The sequence below is a fragment of the Streptomyces sp. NPDC102467 genome (assembly GCF_044765445.1).
Lineage (GTDB): Bacteria > Actinomycetota > Actinomycetes > Streptomycetales > Streptomycetaceae > Streptomyces.
On the sequence record NZ_JBIWKA010000002.1, the window covers coordinates 110,059 to 129,876 of the forward strand.

The 19,818-nt window shown below is 70.5% G+C and carries 15 protein-coding genes and 1 pseudogene; 5 read left to right on the forward strand and 11 right to left on the reverse strand.

Annotated elements, in window-relative coordinates:
- Positions 1 to 12: 12 nt before the first annotated feature.
- From ACIREE_RS03575 to ACIREE_RS03585, 3 genes and pseudogenes are all read right to left on the reverse strand, one after another.
- Positions 13 to 546, reverse strand: a complete 534-nt coding sequence (locus ACIREE_RS03575; protein ID WP_404145602.1) for a GNAT family N-acetyltransferase — start codon at positions 544 to 546, stop codon at positions 13 to 15.
- Positions 547 to 563: 17 nt separating this feature from the next.
- Positions 564 to 1,276, reverse strand: a pseudogene (locus ACIREE_RS03580) (hypothetical protein).
- Between the two features lie 62 nt (positions 1,277 to 1,338).
- Positions 1,339 to 1,605: a hypothetical protein gene (locus ACIREE_RS03585; RefSeq protein WP_404145605.1), complete on the reverse strand. Its 267-nt coding sequence runs from the start codon at positions 1,603 to 1,605 to the stop codon at positions 1,339 to 1,341.
- Between the two features lie 140 nt (positions 1,606 to 1,745).
- Between ACIREE_RS03585 and ACIREE_RS03590 the strand changes: the two genes are divergently transcribed.
- Positions 1,746 to 2,423, forward strand: coding sequence for a M15 family metallopeptidase (locus tag ACIREE_RS03590; protein WP_404145608.1), 678 nt, complete (start codon positions 1,746 to 1,748; stop codon positions 2,421 to 2,423).
- Between the two features lie 10 nt (positions 2,424 to 2,433).
- Here ACIREE_RS03590 and glsA read toward each other — a convergent pair whose 3' ends face one another.
- Positions 2,434 to 4,227: a glutaminase A gene (glsA, locus tag ACIREE_RS03595; RefSeq protein ID WP_404145611.1), complete on the reverse strand. Its 1,794-nt coding sequence runs from the start codon at positions 4,225 to 4,227 to the stop codon at positions 2,434 to 2,436.
- 87 nt (positions 4,228 to 4,314) lie between these two features.
- On the opposite strand from glsA, the gene ACIREE_RS03600 reads away from it, so the two are divergent.
- Positions 4,315 to 4,884, forward strand: a complete 570-nt coding sequence (locus ACIREE_RS03600; RefSeq protein WP_404145614.1) for a DinB family protein — start codon at positions 4,315 to 4,317, stop codon at positions 4,882 to 4,884.
- Positions 4,885 to 4,900: 16 nt separating this feature from the next.
- Here the strand turns inward: ACIREE_RS03600 and ACIREE_RS03605 are convergent, their stop codons facing one another.
- The 5 genes from ACIREE_RS03605 to ACIREE_RS03625 all read right to left on the reverse strand — a co-directional run bounded on the left by ACIREE_RS03605 (position 4,901) and on the right by ACIREE_RS03625 (position 13,518).
- On the reverse strand, positions 4,901 to 5,962 hold the full coding sequence (locus tag ACIREE_RS03605) for a PP2C family protein-serine/threonine phosphatase (RefSeq protein ID WP_404145616.1): 1,062 nt from the start codon (positions 5,960 to 5,962) through the stop codon (positions 4,901 to 4,903).
- A 135-nt stretch (positions 5,963 to 6,097) separates the two neighbouring features.
- The gene (locus tag ACIREE_RS03610) at positions 6,098 to 7,774 is read right to left on the reverse strand and encodes an APC family permease (protein ID WP_404145619.1); all 1,677 of its coding nucleotides are present in this window, start codon (positions 7,772 to 7,774) and stop codon (positions 6,098 to 6,100) included.
- A 173-nt stretch (positions 7,775 to 7,947) separates the two neighbouring features.
- Complete coding sequence (locus ACIREE_RS03615; protein ID WP_404145622.1) at positions 7,948 to 10,497, reverse strand: discoidin domain-containing protein; 2,550 nt, start codon at positions 10,495 to 10,497, stop codon at positions 7,948 to 7,950.
- A gap of 239 nt (positions 10,498 to 10,736) precedes the next feature.
- A complete protein-coding gene (locus ACIREE_RS03620) occupies positions 10,737 to 12,563 on the reverse strand; it encodes a bifunctional sugar phosphate isomerase/epimerase/4-hydroxyphenylpyruvate dioxygenase family protein (RefSeq protein ID WP_404145625.1) in 1,827 nt (608 codons plus the stop codon).
- A 52-nt stretch (positions 12,564 to 12,615) separates the two neighbouring features.
- Entirely contained in the window at positions 12,616 to 13,518 is a 903-nt protein-coding gene (locus ACIREE_RS03625) for a shikimate dehydrogenase (RefSeq protein ID WP_404145627.1), read from the reverse strand.
- A 165-nt stretch (positions 13,519 to 13,683) separates the two neighbouring features.
- On the opposite strand from ACIREE_RS03625, the gene ACIREE_RS03630 reads away from it, so the two are divergent.
- A complete protein-coding gene (locus ACIREE_RS03630; protein ID WP_404145629.1) occupies positions 13,684 to 14,349 on the forward strand; it encodes a TetR/AcrR family transcriptional regulator in 666 nt (221 codons plus the stop codon).
- 208 nt (positions 14,350 to 14,557) lie between these two features.
- Positions 14,558 to 15,922: an MFS transporter gene (locus ACIREE_RS03635; RefSeq protein ID WP_404145632.1), complete on the forward strand. Its 1,365-nt coding sequence runs from the start codon at positions 14,558 to 14,560 to the stop codon at positions 15,920 to 15,922.
- A gap of 62 nt (positions 15,923 to 15,984) precedes the next feature.
- Here ACIREE_RS03635 and ACIREE_RS03640 read toward each other — a convergent pair whose 3' ends face one another.
- A complete protein-coding gene (locus tag ACIREE_RS03640; protein ID WP_404146792.1) occupies positions 15,985 to 17,286 on the reverse strand; it encodes an MFS transporter in 1,302 nt (433 codons plus the stop codon).
- 271 nt (positions 17,287 to 17,557) lie between these two features.
- Positions 17,558 to 18,433 carry a LysR substrate-binding domain-containing protein gene (locus ACIREE_RS03645; RefSeq protein ID WP_404145635.1) on the reverse strand — a complete coding sequence of 292 codons (876 nt, stop codon included), beginning with the start codon at positions 18,431 to 18,433 and terminating at the stop codon, positions 17,558 to 17,560.
- Positions 18,434 to 18,596: 163 nt separating this feature from the next.
- On the opposite strand from ACIREE_RS03645, the gene ACIREE_RS03650 reads away from it, so the two are divergent.
- Positions 18,597 to 19,769 carry a mandelate racemase/muconate lactonizing enzyme family protein gene (locus ACIREE_RS03650; protein WP_404145638.1) on the forward strand — a complete coding sequence of 391 codons (1,173 nt, stop codon included), beginning with the start codon at positions 18,597 to 18,599 and terminating at the stop codon, positions 19,767 to 19,769.
- Positions 19,770 to 19,818 lie beyond the last annotated feature (49 nt).

The following is a 19,818-nucleotide window of genomic DNA, read 5'->3' on the forward strand; positions in this document are numbered from 1 at the left end:
GCTCGGCGGCCATCAGACGGGTCCGAGGTTCCGCTCGTACCGGCTCACCCACGTGACGGGGCCGTCGTCCTCCCGCTGCCCTGGAGCGCCGCCCACCGTCACGTCCCCGCGATGCACGAAGCCCCGGTCCTCGTAGTAGGCGCGCAGCCGCCCGTTGGAGCGCACGCAGTCCAGCCGCAGCGTCTGCGCCTCGTGCTGTCGGGCGGTCCGCGCGGCCCAGTCGAGGATCACCGTGCCCAGGCCCGCGGCGTGGCGGCGCACCGCCATCCGGTGCACGTACACCGCGGAACCGGCCGCATCCGCCCACAGGGGGTCGGCCCGGTCCAGCGTGACGGTCCCCGCGATCCCGCCCGCGACGGTGACCAGCCAGGTCTCGCCCCGTGTCACCGCGTCGGTGACCCACGCCCGCTCGAACCGGTCCGGCCACTGGTCGATGCCCCGGGCCCGCAGCCACCCTGCGGCCTCGTCCAGCACGCCGAGTACGTCGTCCGTCCGCTCGGCGGTCGCGCGCCGGAAGACGACCCCGTCACCGCTCGGCCGATCCACGACGGCCTCCTGACCCCTCATCCGTGCAGCCAGACGCGGAGCGGGCCGATCGGTGCGAAGCCCTGGCGGCGCGCGGCCGCCAGCGCGTCACCGTCTCGTAGCCGACCAGAGACAGGTCCGGGAACAGTGTGTGTGCCGCGTCCAGGACGACGGGCCAGGCCGCCGCCGGGTCACCGGTCTCCGCGAACACGTTCGAGATCCCGAGCACGCCGTCGCTCGGGCTCGCCACGGCGCCGGCCACGACACGGCCGCCCGGGTCCCGCCCGGCCAGCATCAACACCCCGGGTTCCGCGAGGAGTTCGGACCGGAAGAGAAATGCCTCGTCGTCTTCGCCCGCGGCCCAGGCGCGCGCCCAGTTCCGCAGCGCGGCCGGGTCCCGCATGACGTCCCAGGCCGCCTCGGGTTGCCGGGCGGGCGGTCCTGCGGGGCGGTGGATCCACTGGGCCTCGAACAGCACCGTGAAGCCGTCCCCGGTGAGGTCGAGGTCGGCGAAGCTGTCCTTCACCGTCGCGCCGGGCGCCCTCGTGTCGATCCGGGCCGTCAGCTCCGAGGCGTCCTCGTGCGGCGCCAGGGTCACGGCATCGGGACAGTAGAGCGGCGTGCGCCGCGGCGCCGACCACGCCCCGGGACCGAACTCGCCTTCCACACCGTGCGAGCGGCTCATCACGGCACACCAGCGAGCGTTGTTGTACGCGGCGGCGCGGACCAGGTCCGGCTTCGACATCGTCATGGGTGTCGATCATGACGCGGGTCGGCACCGCGGCGCGACCCCTTTTTCGGGCGTCACGGTGCTCATGGCGCATCGCCCTGCCAGGCGAGCCTGCGCCCGTCGGCGCCCACGGGCCCGTACAGCGCGCGGCCGCCAGGACCGAACGTGCCCAGCTCGGTCAGGAGCGCGACGACACCGCGCGCGTCCTGGTCGGACCGGTCGGTGACATCCAGCAGCAGCCCGTCCAGCGGGCCGCCCACCAACTCTGCGTAGGCACGCCAGGGCCGCGGGCCCGCGTCCTCGTGGTCCGCGCCGTACACCCTTCCCCGCATGAACTCCTCCTCGTCCATGCCGTCCACCCTCTCAGCCGCCACTGACAATCGGTCGCGCCCACCGGTGGGGCGTGACCTGCGGGGCCGTGTGGTCTCGTACGCACCAGTCCCCGGCGTTTCACGGCCGCCTCGCGTGGGGCGCGCTCTAGGTTGACCCGGTGCGCCACCGACTCCGCTTCCTTCTGTCCACGGCCGTTCTCACCACCGTGCTCGCGACGGTGTCCGTCGTGCCGGCGGACCCCGCCCCGGCCCACGCCGCGGACGGCCCGCCGCGCTTCACGTACCAGGTCCGTACGGTCACGACCGCCCAGCTGGGGCGTACGTGGCATCGCGGCTGCCCTGTGGGTCCGGGCCGGCTGCGCCTGATCCGGCTCGACCACTGGGGGTTCGACGGCCGGGTGCACCGGGGGGAGATCGTGGTGCACGAGCAGGTGGTCGGCAAGGTGACATACGTCTTCGGGAAGGCGTTCGCCGCCCGGTTCCCGATCCGCAGGATGCGAACCTTGGCGGCGTACAAGGGGAGCGACCTCGCCGCGATGGCCGACGACAACACGTCCGCGTTCAACTGCCGTGGGGTGACCGGGAACGCGGGTGTCGTCTCCCAGCACTCCTATGGGAACGCCGTCGACATCAACACCCTGGAGAACCCGTACGTGGACGTGCACGGGCGGGTGCACCCGGCGGCCGGGGCGAAGTTCCTCGACCGGCGTCGGCGGGCGCCGGGCATGCTGCGCTCCGGGGACGCCGTGACCACGGCGATGCGACACATCGGCTGGCCCTGGGGAGCGCGCTGGGCCCACCCCGACTACCAGCACTTCTCCGCGAACGGCCGCTGAGCCACCGTCTTCACGGCCGGTCGACGGTCTCCGCGCCTTCCAGCGGCGCCCGCTCCAGGAACGCCACCGCCTCGGGCACCCGGGCCCGCATGCGTGCCAGGCCCGCGGCGGTGAGTGTGCGGCACGCCGTGTCGCGTTCGGCGAGGACCTGCCGGGTGAGCCGGGCGGGGAAGTCGGCGGGGGTGAGGGCGGCGCCCGGCCCCGCCGACCAGGTCCGCAGCGGGGAGACCGCTGCGGCTGCGTCGGCGCAGACGGCGAGGCGCCCCGACTCGACGTACCAGAGGACGATGCGTTCGCCCAGCCGGACGGCGGGCGGGTCGACGGTCTGCCCGGCGCTCAGGTGCAACGTGTCGAAGGCCTCGGCCAGCGCCGGGCGCAGGCGCTCGTCGGCGCGGCCGAACAGGTCGCAGGCGGTCAGCGGGACCGGATCGTCGGGGTCGAGCCCGACCGCGGTGAGCAGGTCGTCCTCACAGTTCTCCAGGGCGCGGCCGAGGTCGGGGAACTCGTCCGTGGTGCGGCTCATGGCCTGGCGTTCGTCGGGGTCGGCGAGCACCATCCGCGCGCCGCGTCCACGCAGGTCCGTGCCGAGGGCGCGGAGCAGATCCGCGGCGACGGGTTCGACGCGGCCGACGCGCGCCAGATCGAGCACGAACCAGCCGACGTCCGGGGCGAGTTCGTGGGCCACGCGCAGGGTCTGCTCGGCGGTCGCGAAGTCGAGGTCGCCCTGGAGCACGTGGACGCGGATCCGGTCCGGGTGCGCCTCCAGGGCCGCGCGCTGGGCCCGCGGGCGGTGCCGCAGGGACCGCAGCGGGGTGCCGTGCAGGGAGTGCGGGGGCAGCGGTCGGCGCTGCGGGTCGACGGCGCGCATGAGGTGCAGCCCGAACTGGTCGGACAGGAGGTGGCAGGCGGCGAGGCCGCGCACGCTGTTGCCCTTCTCCTCCAGTGGCGGGCTGAAGACGCCGATGCCGAACTGTCCTGGCAGGGCCACGCCGATCGCGCCGGACACGCCGCTCTTGGCGGGCATGCCGACCTTGAGCATCCACTGCCCCGACGCGTCGTACATGCCGCAGGTCGCCATGACGGCGAGGACGTGCTGGGCGTGGCGCGGGGCGACGACGCGCCGGCCGGTGACGGGGTTGACGCCGCCGCCGGCCAGGGTCGCGTGCATGACGGCGAGGTCGTCGCAGGTGACGAGGACGGAGCACTGGCGGAAGTAGACGCCGAGCTGGTCCTCCACGTCCCCGGTGAGCGAGCCCGCGTTGTGCATCAGGTAGGCGAGGGCGCGGTTGCGGTCGCCGGTCGCGCGCTCGGAGGCGTACACCGCCTCGTCGACGTCGAGGGGGCGGCCGGCGAAGGCGGACAGGCCGTCGAGGATACGGGTGAAGCGGGCCTCTGGGGTGTCCCCGGCGACGAGTGAACTGGTCACGATGGCACCGGCGTTGACCATCGGGTTGGGCGGACGCCCGGTACCGGGTTCCAGGCGGATGGAGTTGAAGGCCTCGCCGCTGGGCTCGGCGCCGACCCGCGCCAGGACCTCGGCCAGGCCCCGGTCGGCGAGGGCCAGCGCGAACACGAACGGCTTGGAGACGGACTGCGCCGTGAACGGCACGGTGGTGTCACCGCTGCCGTAGACCTGTCCGTCCAGGGCGCACAGGCTGAGCCCGAACAGGCCGGGGTCGACGCGGCTCAGTTCGGGGATGTACGAGGCGGGCTCTCCGTCGTCGAGGTCGCGCAGGCGGACGCGAATCCCGTCGAGGAGGGCGGTGAGGGGATCGGCCGGGGCGCCCTGCTGCTTGTGTCGCACACGGCCATCGAAACCCATCCGGGGTCGTGGTGCACCCGCTGAGGCAATTCGCTTCGCCATGGCGGGCACACAGGGCAGACTCGCGGCATGAGCGAGATCGAACAGAAGAAGGACCTGCTCCTGTATCTGCAGCAGGCCCGGGACGCCCTGCTGTGGAAGCTGGAGGGTCTGTCGGAGTACGACGTCCGCCGCCCGCTGACGCCGACCGGCACGAACCTGCTGGGCCTGGTCAAGCATGTGACGTTCGTGGAGGTGGGCTACCTCTGCGACACGTTCGGCAGGCCGCACGACGTGCCGTTGGGCGATCCGATGGAGGACTCGTACGCCGCCGCCGACGAGTCGCGCGAACTGATCGTGGAACGCTACCGGCGGTCCTGGACCCATACCGATGCCTCGGTCCATGCCCTCTCCTTCGACACGGTCGGCGCGGTGCCGTGGTGGCCGAAGGAACGCAACGAGGTGACGTTCCACCACGTCCTGGTCCGGGTGCTCGGCGAGACCCAGCGGCACGCCGGGCACGCCGATATCCTCCGGGAGGGTCTCGACGGCGCGGCGGGGTGGCTCGAGGACAACGACAGCCTGCCCTCGCACGATCCGGCGTGGTGGCAGGAGTACCGCGACCGGCTCCAGCGCATTGCCGAGCAGGCCGTGAAGTAGCCGCGGCGGGGCCGGGTCAGGCTTCGCGGTGGCGGATCAGCAGCATCGCCGCGTCGTCGTGCAGTGGCCCCTTCGCATGGTCCACCAGGTCCGTGCGCAGGCGCTCGATGGCCGCCTCCGCGTCGGGGTCCTTGAGGAAGGCCACGCGGTCCGCCAGCGGGTAGAAGTCCCCGGCTCCGTCGCGCGCCTCGCTCACCCCGTCCGTGTACAGGAGGATCTGGTCGCCGGGCGCGAAGGCGACGGAGTAGGGGACGGCCGGCTCTCCGCCGTGCATGCTCAGGCCGAGCGGCAGCGCGTACTCGGGCGGCTCGGGGAGCAGGGTGCTGCCGTCGGCGCGCACGATCAGCGGCGCCGGGTGCCCGAAGTTGAGGAACGTGACGTGGCCGCCGCCCGTCGGTACCTCGACGAGCAGGGCGCTGACGAATCGCTCGCCGTCCAGCTCCCGGTCGACGGCGCGCGCCAACCGGCGTCCCAGGCCCGCCAGTTCGGGCTCGTCGTGGGCGGCCTCGCGGAAGGCGCCGAGGACGAGCGCCGCGGTCTCCACTGCCTCGAGACCGTTGCCCTGGACGTCCCCGATGACGGCGCGGGTGCCGCCGGCGGCCACCACGACCTCGTACAGGTCGCCGCCGATCCGCGCCTGCGCGACGGCCGAGGTGTAGGAGACGGCCACGCGCAGTTCGCCCGCGACGCGCGGCACCGGGCGCAGCAGCACCCGCTGTGCGACCTCCGCGATGTTGCGGACGCTGGCCAGTTCGGCGTCGCGGCGCTCCCGCAGCGCCACCGCGAGGAGGCCGGCGGCGGTGACGCCGGCGACGCTCACCACCGCGATGTAGACGCGCCGCCTGCCCAGCGTGCCGTCGGACGCCGCGAGTACGACACAGAGCAGCACGGCCAGGGCCCCGATGCGGGCGGTGCGCCGTTTGCTGCCGACGAGGCCCGCGAACGCCGGGCCGAGCGACATCAGGGGCAGCAGCCCGAAACCCGTGGACGTCGCCACTTCGGCGACGACCACGAGCGCCATCACGCAGTACGGCAGGGCAGGCAGCACCCGCCCGTCACCGCCCTTGGTCACTCTCATCGCTCCCCTGCCGAACGGCTCGTCAGTCGGTTCCGTCGGTTCTTGAGCGTATGCGTGTTTTCTTGATGCCTGATGAGATTGCCGGATCTCGTCGCGGCTTGCCTTCCGGGCCGGGTCCATCAGGCCGGGTGGAGCTCAAGGGGTCTGTCCGAGTTCCGCCTCCTCGATGCGGGACTCCTCCCTGGCCTCGTCGATGTGCTCGAGCACTCGCTCGCGCGGCAACCGCACGCGCAGCGCGAGCAGATAGACGAGGGCGGTGAGCGCGAGGTTGGCGAGGAAACCCCAGCCGAATCCGATCCAGGCCCGGCCGCCGTCGTAGTCGCCGGCCCAGCTGACCAGGGCGAGGCCGACCAGCCACGGCAGTATCCAGGAAGCGCCGGCCCGCCAGTCCATCTTCGGGGCGCGGCCCTTGTCCAGAATCTGCAGGACGGCCAGGAGGACGAAGCCGATGCCGATGGTGGCGAAGAGCTTGTAGTTGGTGTTCCAGCCGGCCCAGTACACGATCAGATTCGCGGAGTAGAGGCCGAGGAACGGGATGAGGTCGCCGCCCGGGATCCTGTACGGGCGTTCATACTCCGGAATCTGACGGCGCATCACGGCCAGTACCAGCGGTCCTGAACCGAACGACAGGACCGTGGCCGAGGTGATGAAGCCGACCAGTTCCTGCCAGCTCGGGAAGGGCAGGAACACGATGAGTCCGAGGACGAACGTCACGATCAGACTGATCAGCGGGGCGCCGTGGCGGGTGGTCTTCGCCAGGCTTTCGGGGGCGTTGCGGTTGCGGGCCATCGCATAGGAGATGCGGGCGGTGACGGTGGTGTAGATCAGGCCCGTGTCGGCGGGCGAGATGACCGCGTCGACGTAGAGGATGTAGGCGAGCCAGCCGAGGCCGATGGCGCCGGAGATCGCGGCGAGCGGCCCGAAGTCGTTGGCGAAGGCCAGGTTCAGCCAGCCGTGCGAGTGCTGCAGGTCACCTCGGGGAACGGCGCCGAGGAAGGCCACTTCGAGCAGTACGTAGATCGCCCCGGTGAGCAGCACGGAGCCGATGATGGCGAAGGGGACGTTGCGCCGCGGGTTGCTGGTCTCCCCAGCGAGCTCGACCCCTTGGCGGAAGCCGAGGAACGAGAAGGTGATGCCTGCGGTGGATATCGCGGTGAAGACTCCCTTGGCGCCGCCGGGGGCGAACCCTCCGTACTCCTCGGCGACGATGTTGTGGCCGTGGAACGCGGTCACGAAGAAGGCCACGATGACCAGGGCGATGGCGAACAGTTTCCACCAGACCAGGACGTTGTTGACACGGGCGAACCAGCGGATGCCGTAGTAGTTCAGCACCACGAAGAACGCCAGCGCGACCACGGCGACCGCGTACCCCAGCGCGGTCAGCGTGTATGCGCCGTTGGCCTTGTGGAAGTCGGTGAAGTGGGCCCATTTCGTGGCGTATTGGAGGGCTCCTTCCACCTCGATGGGGGCCACGGTCGCCGCCGCGATCCAGGTGATCCAGCCCATGGTGAAACTGGCGAAGGAGCCGAAGGACAGGTGCGGGAACCGCACGACTCCGCCGGATACCGGGAACATGGTTCCCAGCTCGGCGAAGCAGAGGCCGATGAGGAGGATCATCACCGCCGCGATGGCCCACGAGAAGATGGAAGCGGGCCCGGCGATCTTCGCCGCGTTCAACGCGCCGAAGAGCCAGCCGGACCCGATGATCGATCCCACGCCCGCGAAGAGCAGGCTGACGCGCCCCATGTCCCTGCGCAGCGCTGGTTGTTGCTGTTGCGGAATCGGCTTGGAAGACTCCGTTGTCGTTGCCATCACCACACCCGTCCGTCCCTGGCGTTTACGTCGCTGGCGGGCGGATGCCCGTCCGGCCGAGATCCATGCACTATGAAAGTTCATGGTTTCTTTGCCAAATGACGTGACGCGCGGTGCGGTTGGTGCGGGCCGTGACGCCGGGCGCTGCTACGAGCGCCCGGCGAACAGCTGGTTTACGGGAATGAAGTGATCTTCGACGGCACCGTGTCGGTCCCCGAGGTCGGAGCACCCGTGTTGTTCACGACGTGGGCGTACTGCCCCTTTCCGCCCAGGGAAATGACCTGGATGCTGTGCAGCTTGATGCCCGGTTTCACCGGAACCTGGAATCCGTGCTGCTGGACGATGGAGGGGTCGGCGGTGAAGTTGCAGTAGCTGCCGAGCCCCCAGGCCTCATGCGTGGTGACGCCGTCGGCGACCTTGTAGGCGGCGTACCCGACGATCCCGTCGTGGGTGATCGCGGCGGCGTTCGGTACGTCGTAGGCCTTCTCGTTCTGGAAGAACAGGGTGCGGCCGCGTTCGCCGTTCCAGAGCACGTCGTACTTGTTGAAGTGTTCGACGAACAGCCCCGTGGTGAGGACGTCGTCGCCGTTCACGACGAGTCCGTAGTCGGCGCGGTTGGTCTCCCATCCGACGCCCGATCCGTGGTCGGCCCGCCAGATCCAGGTGTGGTCGACGATGGCGTCGTCACTGTTGACCACGACCGAGTTGGTGGCGAGGCCGGGGCCCGCACCTCCGATCCGGACGAACACGTCCTGCATGGTGGTCGGGTTCGCGGCGTGGTCGGCGCTCGACCCGGCCGGGCCGATCTGCAGGAGGGTGTCGGACTTCTTGGCACCGGCGTCGATGAGGAACCCGGCGAGCCGCACCCCGTCGACGTCGGCGACGTGCATGGCGTCGATGCCGTTGTCGGGAACGATCGTGGCGAGGCCGAGACCGAGCACGACGGTGTTGGCGCGGTTGACGTTGATGGTCTGGTCGAGGTGGTAGACACCGGGCGTGAACAGCAGGTTGAGGCCCTGGGAGAGCGCCTGGTTGATGGTGGCGGACGTCGCGCCGGGCTTGACGACGTAGAACTGGCTCAGCGGGAGCGAGGTGCCCGCGTTCGCGGGCCAGGACACGCCGCGCGCGTTGGTCCGCTTGGCCGGGACGAACACCTTGTAGTCGTTGCCGTCGAGGTAGAGGAACGGCTTCTCACGGGAGACGGGTGTGGTGTCGAGGGTGGTGTACGGGCCCGTGTCGAAGTTCGTCGCCGGTGCGCCCTGGACTCCGGAGAACGTCATGTTCCACACGCCGTTGGTCCAGCCGCCGACCGAACTGTCGCGGGTGTACCACTGCTGCTGCGAGTAGGGGCCGACCGTGCCGTCGATCTTCGAGTCGGCGATGTAGCCGCCCGAGGCCCAGCCGTAGCCGTTCGGGGCGAGGTTGAGGCCGCCGGTGACGTGCATGCGCCGGAACGGGGCGGCCTGGGCGACGGCCCAGCGGTCGGTGCCGTTGACCGGGTTGAGGGCGAGGTTCTCGGCGGAGCGCCAGAAGTTCTGGGTGGCGTTGCCGTTGAACCAGCCGGCGTCGACGGTGACATCACCATTGATCTTGGTGTCGTCGGGGTTGAGGCCGAGACCGGATATCGAGGTGTAGAAGCCGAGTTGCGCGTTGATGCCGTTGTACGTGCCCGGCTTGAGCAGGAACTGGTAGCGCTGCGAGCCGAACTGGTTCGACTCCTGCTGGGCGAAGACCTGGTCGAACTTGCCCTGGAGGTTCGGGGTGCTGGGGTCCACGACGATGACGTTCGAGCCCAGGTCGCCGCCGCCCTCGACGGGCGGGGTGGTCCCGCCGCCGGTCGTGTGCACGGCCACCTCCCACAAGGAGTAGCCGTAGGCGGTGCCGCGGGCGGTCCCGTAGACGCGCAGGTAACGCCCTGAGCCGCTCACGTCGTAGGAGGCGGTGCCGCCGGTGGCGCCGGTGACCGTCTTGAGATCGGTCCAGGTGGTGCCGTCCGCCGAGGACTGGAGCTTGAACTCCTTGGCGTACGCGGCTTCCCAGGTGAGGTCGACCTTGCAGATGTTCTGCGCCGAGCCGAGGTCCACCCGGACCCACTGCGGATCCGAGGCCTGGCTGGACCAGCGGGTGGCGGAGTCGCCGTCGAACGCGGCGGAGGCGGGGGTCCCGCCGTTCTCCGTGGAGGACGCGGTGGCGGTGCGGCCCTTCGCCGCGTTGTCCGTGGAGCAGGTGCCGGCCGGCGGGGTCCCGGCGCTGCCGAAGACCTGGAACTCCCAGAGCGAATACCCGTATTGCGTGGCACGGGAGACGCCGTACATGCGGACGTAGCGCCCCTGACCCGACACGTCCAGGGTGTCGGTGCCCCCGTCGCCGCCGGTCACGGTCTTGAGGTCGGTCCAGGTGCTCCCGTCCGCGGAGGCCTGGATCTTGTAGTCCTTGGCGTAGGCCGCTTCCCAGTTGAGGACGATCTGGCTGAGGGTCGCGGACCGGCCCAGGTCGACCTGGAGCCACTGGCTGTCGGTGGCGGCGGACGACCAGCGGGTGCCGGTGTCGCCGTCGACGGCGGCGGATGCGGGGGTCCCGCCGTTCTCCGTGGAGGAGGAGGTGGCGGTCCTGCCTTGCGAGAGCGGCGGGTCGGCGGCCGCTGCGGGGAGCTGGGCGGGGATGGTCACGAGCGCCGCCGCCGTGACGAGCGCTATCCCCAAGGATCTGAGTCTGAGTCTCATGCGTTTCACTCCGTGCGGTTGAGGAAGGACGGCGGCCCGCGGCCGCCGTCACCGAACGAACGCCCTTACTGAATGCCTTAGTTCAGGGTTTGATTTAAGGCAGGGGGCAATCGTTCGGCAACCCCTCGGAAGCATTCTATTTTCGAGTCCCGAACCCATTGACGCCGCCGACTTCACCGCTTCGGCCGTCCGACCTGCGCCGACACCGTGGGACGCGGTCCGCGTCCCACCTCACGCCGTCAAGAATTGGAGACGTGCTGGGCCGCGAGCCGCACCGGCGCGTTCTGCGCGCCGTAGCCGCGGTACCCCGTGTCGCGCTGGGTCAGTTCGAAGAAGACCCGGCCCAGGGTGTGCGTGTAGCAGTGCCGGAAGGCGCCGTTGCCGTCGCGGTCGTAGAGGATGTCGAGCTCCTGGTACGTCTCCAGCTCGCCCGGGGCGAAGTCGAAGCGCGCGGCGAGGTCGTCGTAGTAGTTGGCCGGCATGGGCAGCAGGTGGCCGCCGGCCGCGCGGAAGGTGCGGGCGGCCGCGACGATGTCGTCGGTGGCGAGGGCGATGTGCTGGGCCCTGGCATGCTCGTCGCCGGGGGCGGGTCCGACGCCCAGGGCGATCCGGACGGCGCCGTCGGCGCTGGTGAAGGCGCGGCTGCGGAGCAGTCCGTAGGGGTCGGCGAGGTCGACGCTCGGCTGGGCGTCGAGGCCGAGGACGCCCCGGTGGAACAGGGCCGCTTCGTCGAACTGGTGCCAGGGCTGGGCCAGTGCGAGGTGGTCGATGCCGCGGAGGCCGGTGCCCTCGCCCGGCCGCTCACCGGTGGCGGCGAAGTCGGCGGTCCAACTGGGCAGTGGGGGACGGCCGGTGGCGCAGAAGAAGAGTTCGGTGCCGTCGGGTGCGGCGACGGCGTCCAGCAGGACGTCGCCGGTGGAGCGGCGGCGCGGCAGGACGGGGGCGAGCAGGGCTTCGGCGCGGCGGGCGGCTGCCGCCGGGTCGGGGGTCTCCAGGCCGACGGCGGCGAGGACGGTGCCGTCGCGGCGGGCCCCGGGCCCGGTGTTGAGCAGGATCCGGGCCGCGCCCTGCTCCCACAGGTCCACCGGCTTGCCGCGGTGGCGTCCGGTGCGGGTGAAGCCGAGGGCGCTCAGCAGGGCAGTGGCCGGTTCGACGTCGGGTGTGACGAGTTCGGCGAACGCGACCCCGGTGGGTACGACAGCGGGTGGCAACCCGCCCTCACCGACCGGCTCCGCACCGGCCGTCTTCTCGCCCACCCCCTCTTGGAGCACGAGCAGGGAGCGCCTGGCGTCGACGGCGGCGGGCCCGGCCTCGGCCTGGCGGAACACGTCGTTGAACACCTCGAGGGACAGCGGCCCCGCATAACCCGTGCGCAGCACCTGCCGCAGCAGTCCCGCGACGTCGAGGTCGCCCTGGCCGGGGAAGCAGCGGTAGTGGCGGCTCCACTGCAGGACGTCCATGGCGAGCAGCGGCGCGTCGGCGAGCTGGAGGAAGAAGATCTTGTCGCCCGGAAGCTCCGCGATGCCTTCGAAGTCCTTGGGCTCGTTGCCGCGGGAGAGAATGTGGAAGCTGTCGAGGCAGGTGCCGAGCGCGGGGTGGTCGGCGGCCTCCACGATGCGCCAGGCGTGGTCGTACGTGTTGACATGGCGCCCCCAGGCGAGCGCCTCGTAGGCGATACACATCCCGAACTCGGCTGCACGCTCGGCGAGTTGACGCAATTGGCGCGCGGCGAGGGCGTCGTCGTCCACGGCGTGCGGGGAGACGCTGGAGCAGACGAGGACGGTGTCGGCGCCCAGCCGCTGTGCCACGCGGAACTTGTGCTCGGCGCGGCGCAGGTTGCGGGCGAACACGTCGGCGGGCACGGCCTCGATGTCACGCACCGGCTGGTACAGGTCGATACTCAGGCCGAGGTCGGCGCAGAGGCCGCGGATCTCCTCGGGCGTGAGGGGGCTGGCGAGCAGGTCGTTCTCGAAGATCTCGACGCCGTCGAACCCGGCGCGGGCGGCGGCGGTGAGCTTCTCGGTGAGCGACCCGCTGAGCGAGACGGTGGCGATGGAGGTACGCACGGCGGACTCCTGGGGGGTGAGCGGCTCGACGGATGGTGCGGGGCGGGTGCGGTCAGCCGGAACTCGCCGCCGCCCCCGAGGTCCTCAACTCGTTTCCGGGCAACGTGAGTCGGGCGAAATGGTCGAGCATGTGCCCGGCGTCCGGCTCGCGTCCCGTGAAGAGCCGGAACGCGTCGACGGCCTGGAAGACCGCCATGCCGCCGCCGTCGAGCACCGCGCAGCCGAGCGCGCGGGCGGTGCGCACGAGCTCTGTCTCCAGCGGCCGGTACACGACCTCGGCGACCCACAGCCCGACGTGCAACAGGTCGGCGGGGAACGGCAGTCCGGGGTGCGCGGCCATGCCGGTCGGGGTGGCGTGCACGAGGCCGTCGGCGCCGGCGAGCAGCGCGGCGAGTGCGTCCGGCGCCGCGGCGGCGGCGCGTCCGGCGCCGAAGTGCGCTTCGAGGGAGGCAGCCAGCGCGGCGGCCCGTTCGGGCGCCGCGTCGACGAGGGTGATCCGGCCCGCGCCGAGGGTGAGCACGGCGTGCGCGACGGCGGCGCCCGCTCCCCCGGCGCCCAGCTGCACCACGTGGTCCATGCGGGCGTCGGGCAGGCCGCGCGCGAAGGAGGCGGCGAACCCGGTGACGTCGGTGTTGTGGCCGGTGGCGCGGCCGTCCGCGAGCACCACGGTGTTGACGGCGCCGAGCGCGTCGGCCGCCGGTGACAGGGCGTCGAGGTGCTCGATGACGAGCTGCTTGCACGGGTGCGTGATGTTCAGTCCGTCGAAGCCGAGGTCGCGGGCGGCGCGCAGCAGCTCTCCCACGCCGTCGGGCCGCAGCCCGAGGGCGTCGATGTCGAGGAGGCGGTAGAGGTAGCGCAGCCCCTGCCGGTCGGCCTCGCGCTCGTGCAGGGCAGGCGTGAGCGAGGGGCCGATTCCGGCACCGATCAGACCGACGAGATACGAGTCCTGGGGCACGTAAGACCTCCTGGCCGGCGGGGGCTCGGCGCTAATGTACGAACTGGTTCGTTACTCATATCAAGTGAAGCGCCCTCGGGGGAAGGGCCGCGCCAGGAGCGGGAGCGGATCGAGCTTCTACAATCACCTGCACAGGCCCGCCGTCCGTCCGCCCGAAGGATCCTGATGACCACTGTCGAAGAACCGGCGCGACGCGAGGGCCGTACCCGTGACGCGGCGCGGACGAAGGCCGAGATCCTCGAGGTCGCCACCGCGGAGTTCGCCCGCGCCGGGTACACCGGGGCGCGCGTCGACGAGATCGCCGCCCGCACCCGCACCACGAAGCGGATGATCTACTACTACTTCGGCGGCAAGGAGCAGCTGTTCACTGCCGTTCTGGAGCGCTCGTACGCGGTGATCCGGCAGGCGGAGGGTGACCTCGACGTCGAGCACCTCGACCCGGTGGCGGCGATCCGCCGGCTCGCCGAGCTGACCTTCGACCACCACGAGGCGCACCCGGACTTCATACGGCTCGTGAGCATCGAGAACATCCACGACGCCGAGCACATCACCGCCTCCGAGACACTCAGCTCCCTCAACTCGCCCGCCATCGACGTGATCCGGCGGATCCTGGAGGCAGGCCGGGCGCAGGGTCTTTTCACAGCGGACGTGGACGCCGTGGACCTGCACGCGATGATCAGCTCGTTCAGCTTCTTCCGGGTCTCCAACCGGCATACGTTCGGCGCCCTGTTCGGCCGCGATCTGACGGCGGAGGACCGGCGCGAGCACTACCGCACCATGCTCGGTGACATGGTGATCGCCTACCTCACGGCGGAGCGCCCGGCGCAGTAGCCCGCGCGCCGCGTCTGCACGGTCCCGGCACGATCCCCTGCCTGACCTCTTGACAGGCGGGAAACACCGGCGCAACATCCGTAGCCACCCGCTACTAACTATCCAGTGGGTTAATTAGCCGGACGCGCTCTTCCTTCCGGCTCCGCCGACCCGCTCACCCCACCGGGCCCCGGCACCTCCCCCCTTCCCGTCCCCAGAAGGAGCCCGTGTGTCCGTCCCCGCCGCGCCTCCCCATGCCCCGCAGGGCCAGCCGCGCAAGGCCGCACTCGCCGCATGGATCGGCAGCGCCCTGGAGTACTACGACTTCTTCATCTACGGAAGTGCCGCAGCACTGGTCTTCCCCAAGGTGTTCTTCGACGCATCGGATCCGGCGAACGCGACGCTGCTCTCGCTCGCCACCTTCGGTGTCGCCTACGCCGCCCGCCCGGTCGGCGCGTTCTTCCTCGGCCATGTCGGCGACCGGCTCGGCCGCCGCAAGATCATGGTGTTCACGCTGGTCCTGATGGGGCTTTCGACATTCCTCATCGGCTGTCTGCCCACCCGCGGCCAGGTCGGCTCGCTCGCCCCCGTGCTGCTGGTCCTCTGCCGGGTGCTGCAGGGCATCTCGGCCGCCGGTGAACAGGCGAGCGCCGGATCGATGACGCTGGAGCACGCACCCGGGCACCGCCGCGCCTACTTCACAAGTTTCACGCTCAGCGGCACCCAGGCCGGGCAGCTCCTGGCCACTTTGGTGTTCCTGCCCATCGCGGCGCTGCCGGAGGACCAACTCCTGTCGTGGGGCTGGCGGGTGCCGTTCTGGCTGAGCGTCGTGGTCGCCGTCGTCGGCTACATCATCCGCCGTACGCTGCACGAGACCCCGGAGTTCTCCCGCCAGTCCGCTGCCCGGGACGGGGTCGCGCGGTTGCCGCTCGTGGTGCTGCTGCGCGAGCACTGGGCGGACGTGCTGCGGGTGATCGGGGGCGCGCTCGTCGCCTCGGTCAGCACCATCTTCACCGTGTGGGCACTGTCGTACGCGACCAGCGACGCGGTCGGCATGAACCGTTCGGCCATGCTGTGGGTCGGGGCGCTCGCCAACATCGTGGCGCTCGGCGCGATCCCGCTCTGGGCCCGCCTCGCCGACCGCATCGGACGCCGGCCCGTCTACCTGACCGGCGCCGTGGGCAGCGCGCTGCTGATGTTCGGGTATCTCTGGGCGATCTCGACGGGCTCGTACCCGCTGACGTTCGTCTTCGGCATCCTCGCCTTCGGAGTCGTGTACAGCGCGGCGAACGCGGTGTGGCCCTCGTTCTACGGCGAGATGTTCCCGACGCGCGTACGTCTGTCAGGTATGGCCATCGGTACGCAGATCGGTTTCGCCGTGGCCGGGTTCGCGGTGACGTTCGCGGCGCGGATCGCGGGACCGGACGGCGCGGACTGGTTCGCGGTGGCGCTGTTCACGGCGGCGCTGTGTGTGCCTCCGGTGATCGCGGGTGTCACGGCCCGCGAGACCCACAAGGTGCCCACGGAACTGCTCGGCGAGCGTCGGGGGCAGAGCGCCGCCGAGGTCGAGGGCGCGCGGCCGGTCGGAGTCTGAGAGGCCTGTACTGCGGGGGCGGACCGTGTGACACGGTCCGCCCCCGCCGCTGTACAGGCCTCTCAGACGGTCCGGCTGCCGCGCGGGGCGTCGGGGGGCACGAGCTCGTCGAGGTCGAGGCGCCTGATGTCCTTGACGATGACGGCGTAGCTGACGACGGCCAGGGCCGCGCACACGCTGACGAAGGCGAGAGCCAGGTCGAAGGAGCCGGTGGCGTCGATGAGGTAGCCGACGACCAGCGGCGTGACGATGCCCGCGACGGCTCCGAAGGCGTTGAAGACTCCACCCGCGAGGCCCGCGATCTGCTTCGGGGCGACATCGCCGATCACGGCCCAGCCGAGGGCGCCGAGCCCCTTGCCGAAGAAGGCGATCGACATGATGAGGACGACGAGCCAGGACGCCGTCACGTAGTTGCAGATCATGATGGTGGTGGACAACAGCAGACCGGTGATGATCGGGATCTTGCGGGCCACGGTGAGGGGAACACCGCGCCGGGCGAGCAGGTCGGAGAGGAAGCCGCCGAGCACACCGCCGGTGAAGCCGCACAGAGCGGGCAGCGAGGCCACGAAACCCGCTTCGAGGATGCTCATGCCGCGCTCCTGGACCAGGTACACGGGGAACCAGGTCAGGAAGAACCACGTGATGGTGTTGATGAAGTACTGGCCGATGAAGATGCCGAGCATGTTGCGGTTGGTCAGCAGCGTCTTGAGGTGCCGCACACCACCGTCGCGCTCGGACTCGGCGGCAGAGCTGTCCATGTCGATCAGCGCCCCGCCCGCGCCTATGTAGTCGAGTTCGGCGCCGGTCATCTTCGGGTGGCTGCGCGGCGGGTGGATGACCCGGGTCCAGATCACCGCCAGGACGACACCGACGCCGCCGATCACGGTGAAGACGTGCTCCCAGCCGAGCGCCGTGACGAGCCAGCCCATCAGCGGGGCGAAGGCGACGGTCGCGAAGTACTGGGCGGAGTTGAACAGCGCGGACGCGAAGCCGCGCTCCTTCGTGGGGAACCAGGCGGCAACGATACGGGAGTTGCCCGGGAACGAGGGTGCCTCGGCGAACCCGACGACGAACCGCAGGATGAACAGCAGCACGACCGCGGCGCCCGCGAAGAAGCCGATCGCGCCCTGCGCCATGGTGAACACGGACCACAGGAAGATGGCGATGCCATAGACCTTCTTCGAGCCGAACCGGTCGAGCAGCCAGCCGCCGGGGATCTGCGCGATGAGGTACGACCACGAGAACGCGGAGAAGAGCAGGCCCAGTTCGCCCGAGCTGATGCCCAGATCCTTCTGCATGGTGTCGCCGGCGATCGACAGGGTGGACCGGTCGGCATAGTTGATGGTCGTGACCACGAAGAGCATGGCCAGGATGACGTACCTGAGGCGGCCGGCCTTGCTGGGGGCAGCTGAAGTCACCGGGGCGTGCTGCCGGTTGAGCGCTGACGCTTTCACGAGGGGGCGTTCTCCTATGACCTGGAGGGGCGGCGACTCTGCCGCGTGTGGTCCGAGCCACATGACCTGCGGCTGGAGTTGACCGTAGGTTCAGCGCCCATTCCCGTCTAGATCGATTTTTGTAGGCTGCGATACCTTCCCTGCATGACCGGCGGATGAGGTGGAATCCTCCACTCCGCCGTCACAAATGCTGGAGCAGGGCGTGCAGCGCGGGATTGTCGTTGGTCCTGCGCCACACCAGATGCAGCTCGACCGGTGTGGGGTCGGGCAGTTCGAGGTCCCGGAACGTGATGCCGGAGAAGCGCATCTGCGCGGCCGCCGCCGGGACGAAGGCGATGCCCCAGCCCGCGTTGACCATGGCGAGCAGGCTGTGCACCTGGCTGAGGTACTGGGTGAACCGGGGGGTGACCTGGGCCGTACGGAAGACGCTGACCAGCAGTTCGTGGAAGTACCGCGCCTCGACCGGCGAGTACATGAGCACGTCCTGCCCGTCGAAGTCGCTCATCCGCAGCGGCCCTTCGCCCCCGGCCAGCGGGTGATCCAGGGGCACGGCCGCGAGCAGGCCCTCCCGTATGGCGGGCCGGGTGACGAGGTCGGGTCCCGTGCTGGAGGGGCGGATCATGCCGAGGTCGAGGGAACCGTCGGCGATCGCCTCCAACTGGTCGCGGGTCACCTTCTCGCGCAGCACGATCTCCGTGTGGGGCATGACGGAGCGGGCGACGTCGAGCAGGGTGCCGAGCGAGGAGTAGGCGCTGGCGGCGGTGAAGCCGACGGCGATGGCCCCGGCCTCCCCTGCGGAGACCTGTTTCGCGGCCAGCGTGGCGGCTTCGGTCTGGCGCAGGATGGTGCGCGCCTCGTTGAGGAAGGCCCGCCCCGCCGGGGTGAGCCGGACCGTGCGGTTGGTGCGGTCGAGGAGCTGCACCCCCAGTTCGTGCTCCAGGAGCTGGATCTGACGGCTCAGGGGCGGCTGCGTCATCCGCAGCCGCTCGGCGGCCCGTGTGAAGTGCAGTTCTTCGGCGACAGCCACAAAACTCACGAGTTGAGCGAGCGTGAACAACGATGCCCTCCGGGTATCAACGCATCCAAAAACTATGTTTGACGTGGATCAATCGCCGACCTTAGCGTCAAGGTCATCAACGGTGGGCCCAGAGCCTGTCCTCGAACTCCCGCCGTCCGCACAACTCCACGAACCACATCCCCACGAACACGAAGTGGTGACCATGACGCACGCAGCCACCCCCGTCGCCGGCCTTCGAGGCGAGGCCACCCTCGACTCGATCGCCTGGATCAAGCTCTCCTCGGTCGCCCTCCCGCTGGCCACGCCGATCAGCGACGCCAAGGTGCTCACCGGCCGGCAGAAGCCGATGACCGAAGTCGCCTTCCTGTTCGTGGAGATCGAGACCGCGCAGGGGCGGACGGGGATCGGCTTCAGCTACTCCAAGCGGGCCGGCGGCCCGGCCCAGTTCGCCCACGCCAAGGAGATAGCCGACAACCTGATCGGTGAGGACCCCAGCGACATCGGCCGGCTGTGGACCAAGCTGGTGTGGGCCGGCGCGTCCGTGGGCCGCAGCGGTGTCGCCACGCAGGCGATCGCGGCGCTCGACATCGCCCTGTGGGACCTGAAGGCCAAGCGGGCCGGTCTGCCGCTGGCCAAACTCCTGGGCGCCCACCGGGACTCGGTGCGCTGTTACAACACCTCCGGCGGCTTCCTGCACACTCCGACCGAGCAGGTCCTGGACAACGCCACGGCGTCGCTGGCCCACGGCATCGGCGGCATCAAGATCAAGGTCGGCCACCCGGACGGAAGGCAGGACCTGCGGCGCCTGGCCGCCGTGCGCGAACACATCGGTGACGACGTGCCGTTGATGGTCGACGCGAACCAGCAGTGGGACCGGCCGACCGCGCAGCGGATGGGCCGCGCCATGGAGGAGTTCGGCCTCGTCTGGATCGAGGAGCCCCTCGACGCGTACGACGCCCAGGGGCACGCGGCACTCGCCGCCTCACTGGACACCCCCATCGCCACCGGCGAGATGCTCGCGTCCGTCGCCGAGCACTACGAGCTCATCCGGCTGAACGCCGCCGACATCATCCAGCCCGACGCCCCGCGCATCGGCGGCATCACCCAGTTCCTCAAGCTCGCGGCGCTGGCCGAACACCACCATCTGCAGCTCGCCCCGCACTTCGCCATGGAGATCCACCTGCACCTGGCCGCCGCCTACCCGATCGAGCCGTGGGTGGAGCACTTCGACTGGCTGGAGCCGCTGTTCGAGGAGCGCCTGACGATCAGCGACGGCCGCATGCACGTGCCCGCGCGGCCCGGCCTCGGCGTCACCCTCACCGACCAGGCCCGCGCCTGGACGCAGGCCACCCACGAGGTGGGCAAGCGCGCCTGACCCGGCCCCGCGTCCCCGCCCCCCTCTTCTCCTTTCGTCTCCGGAGCAC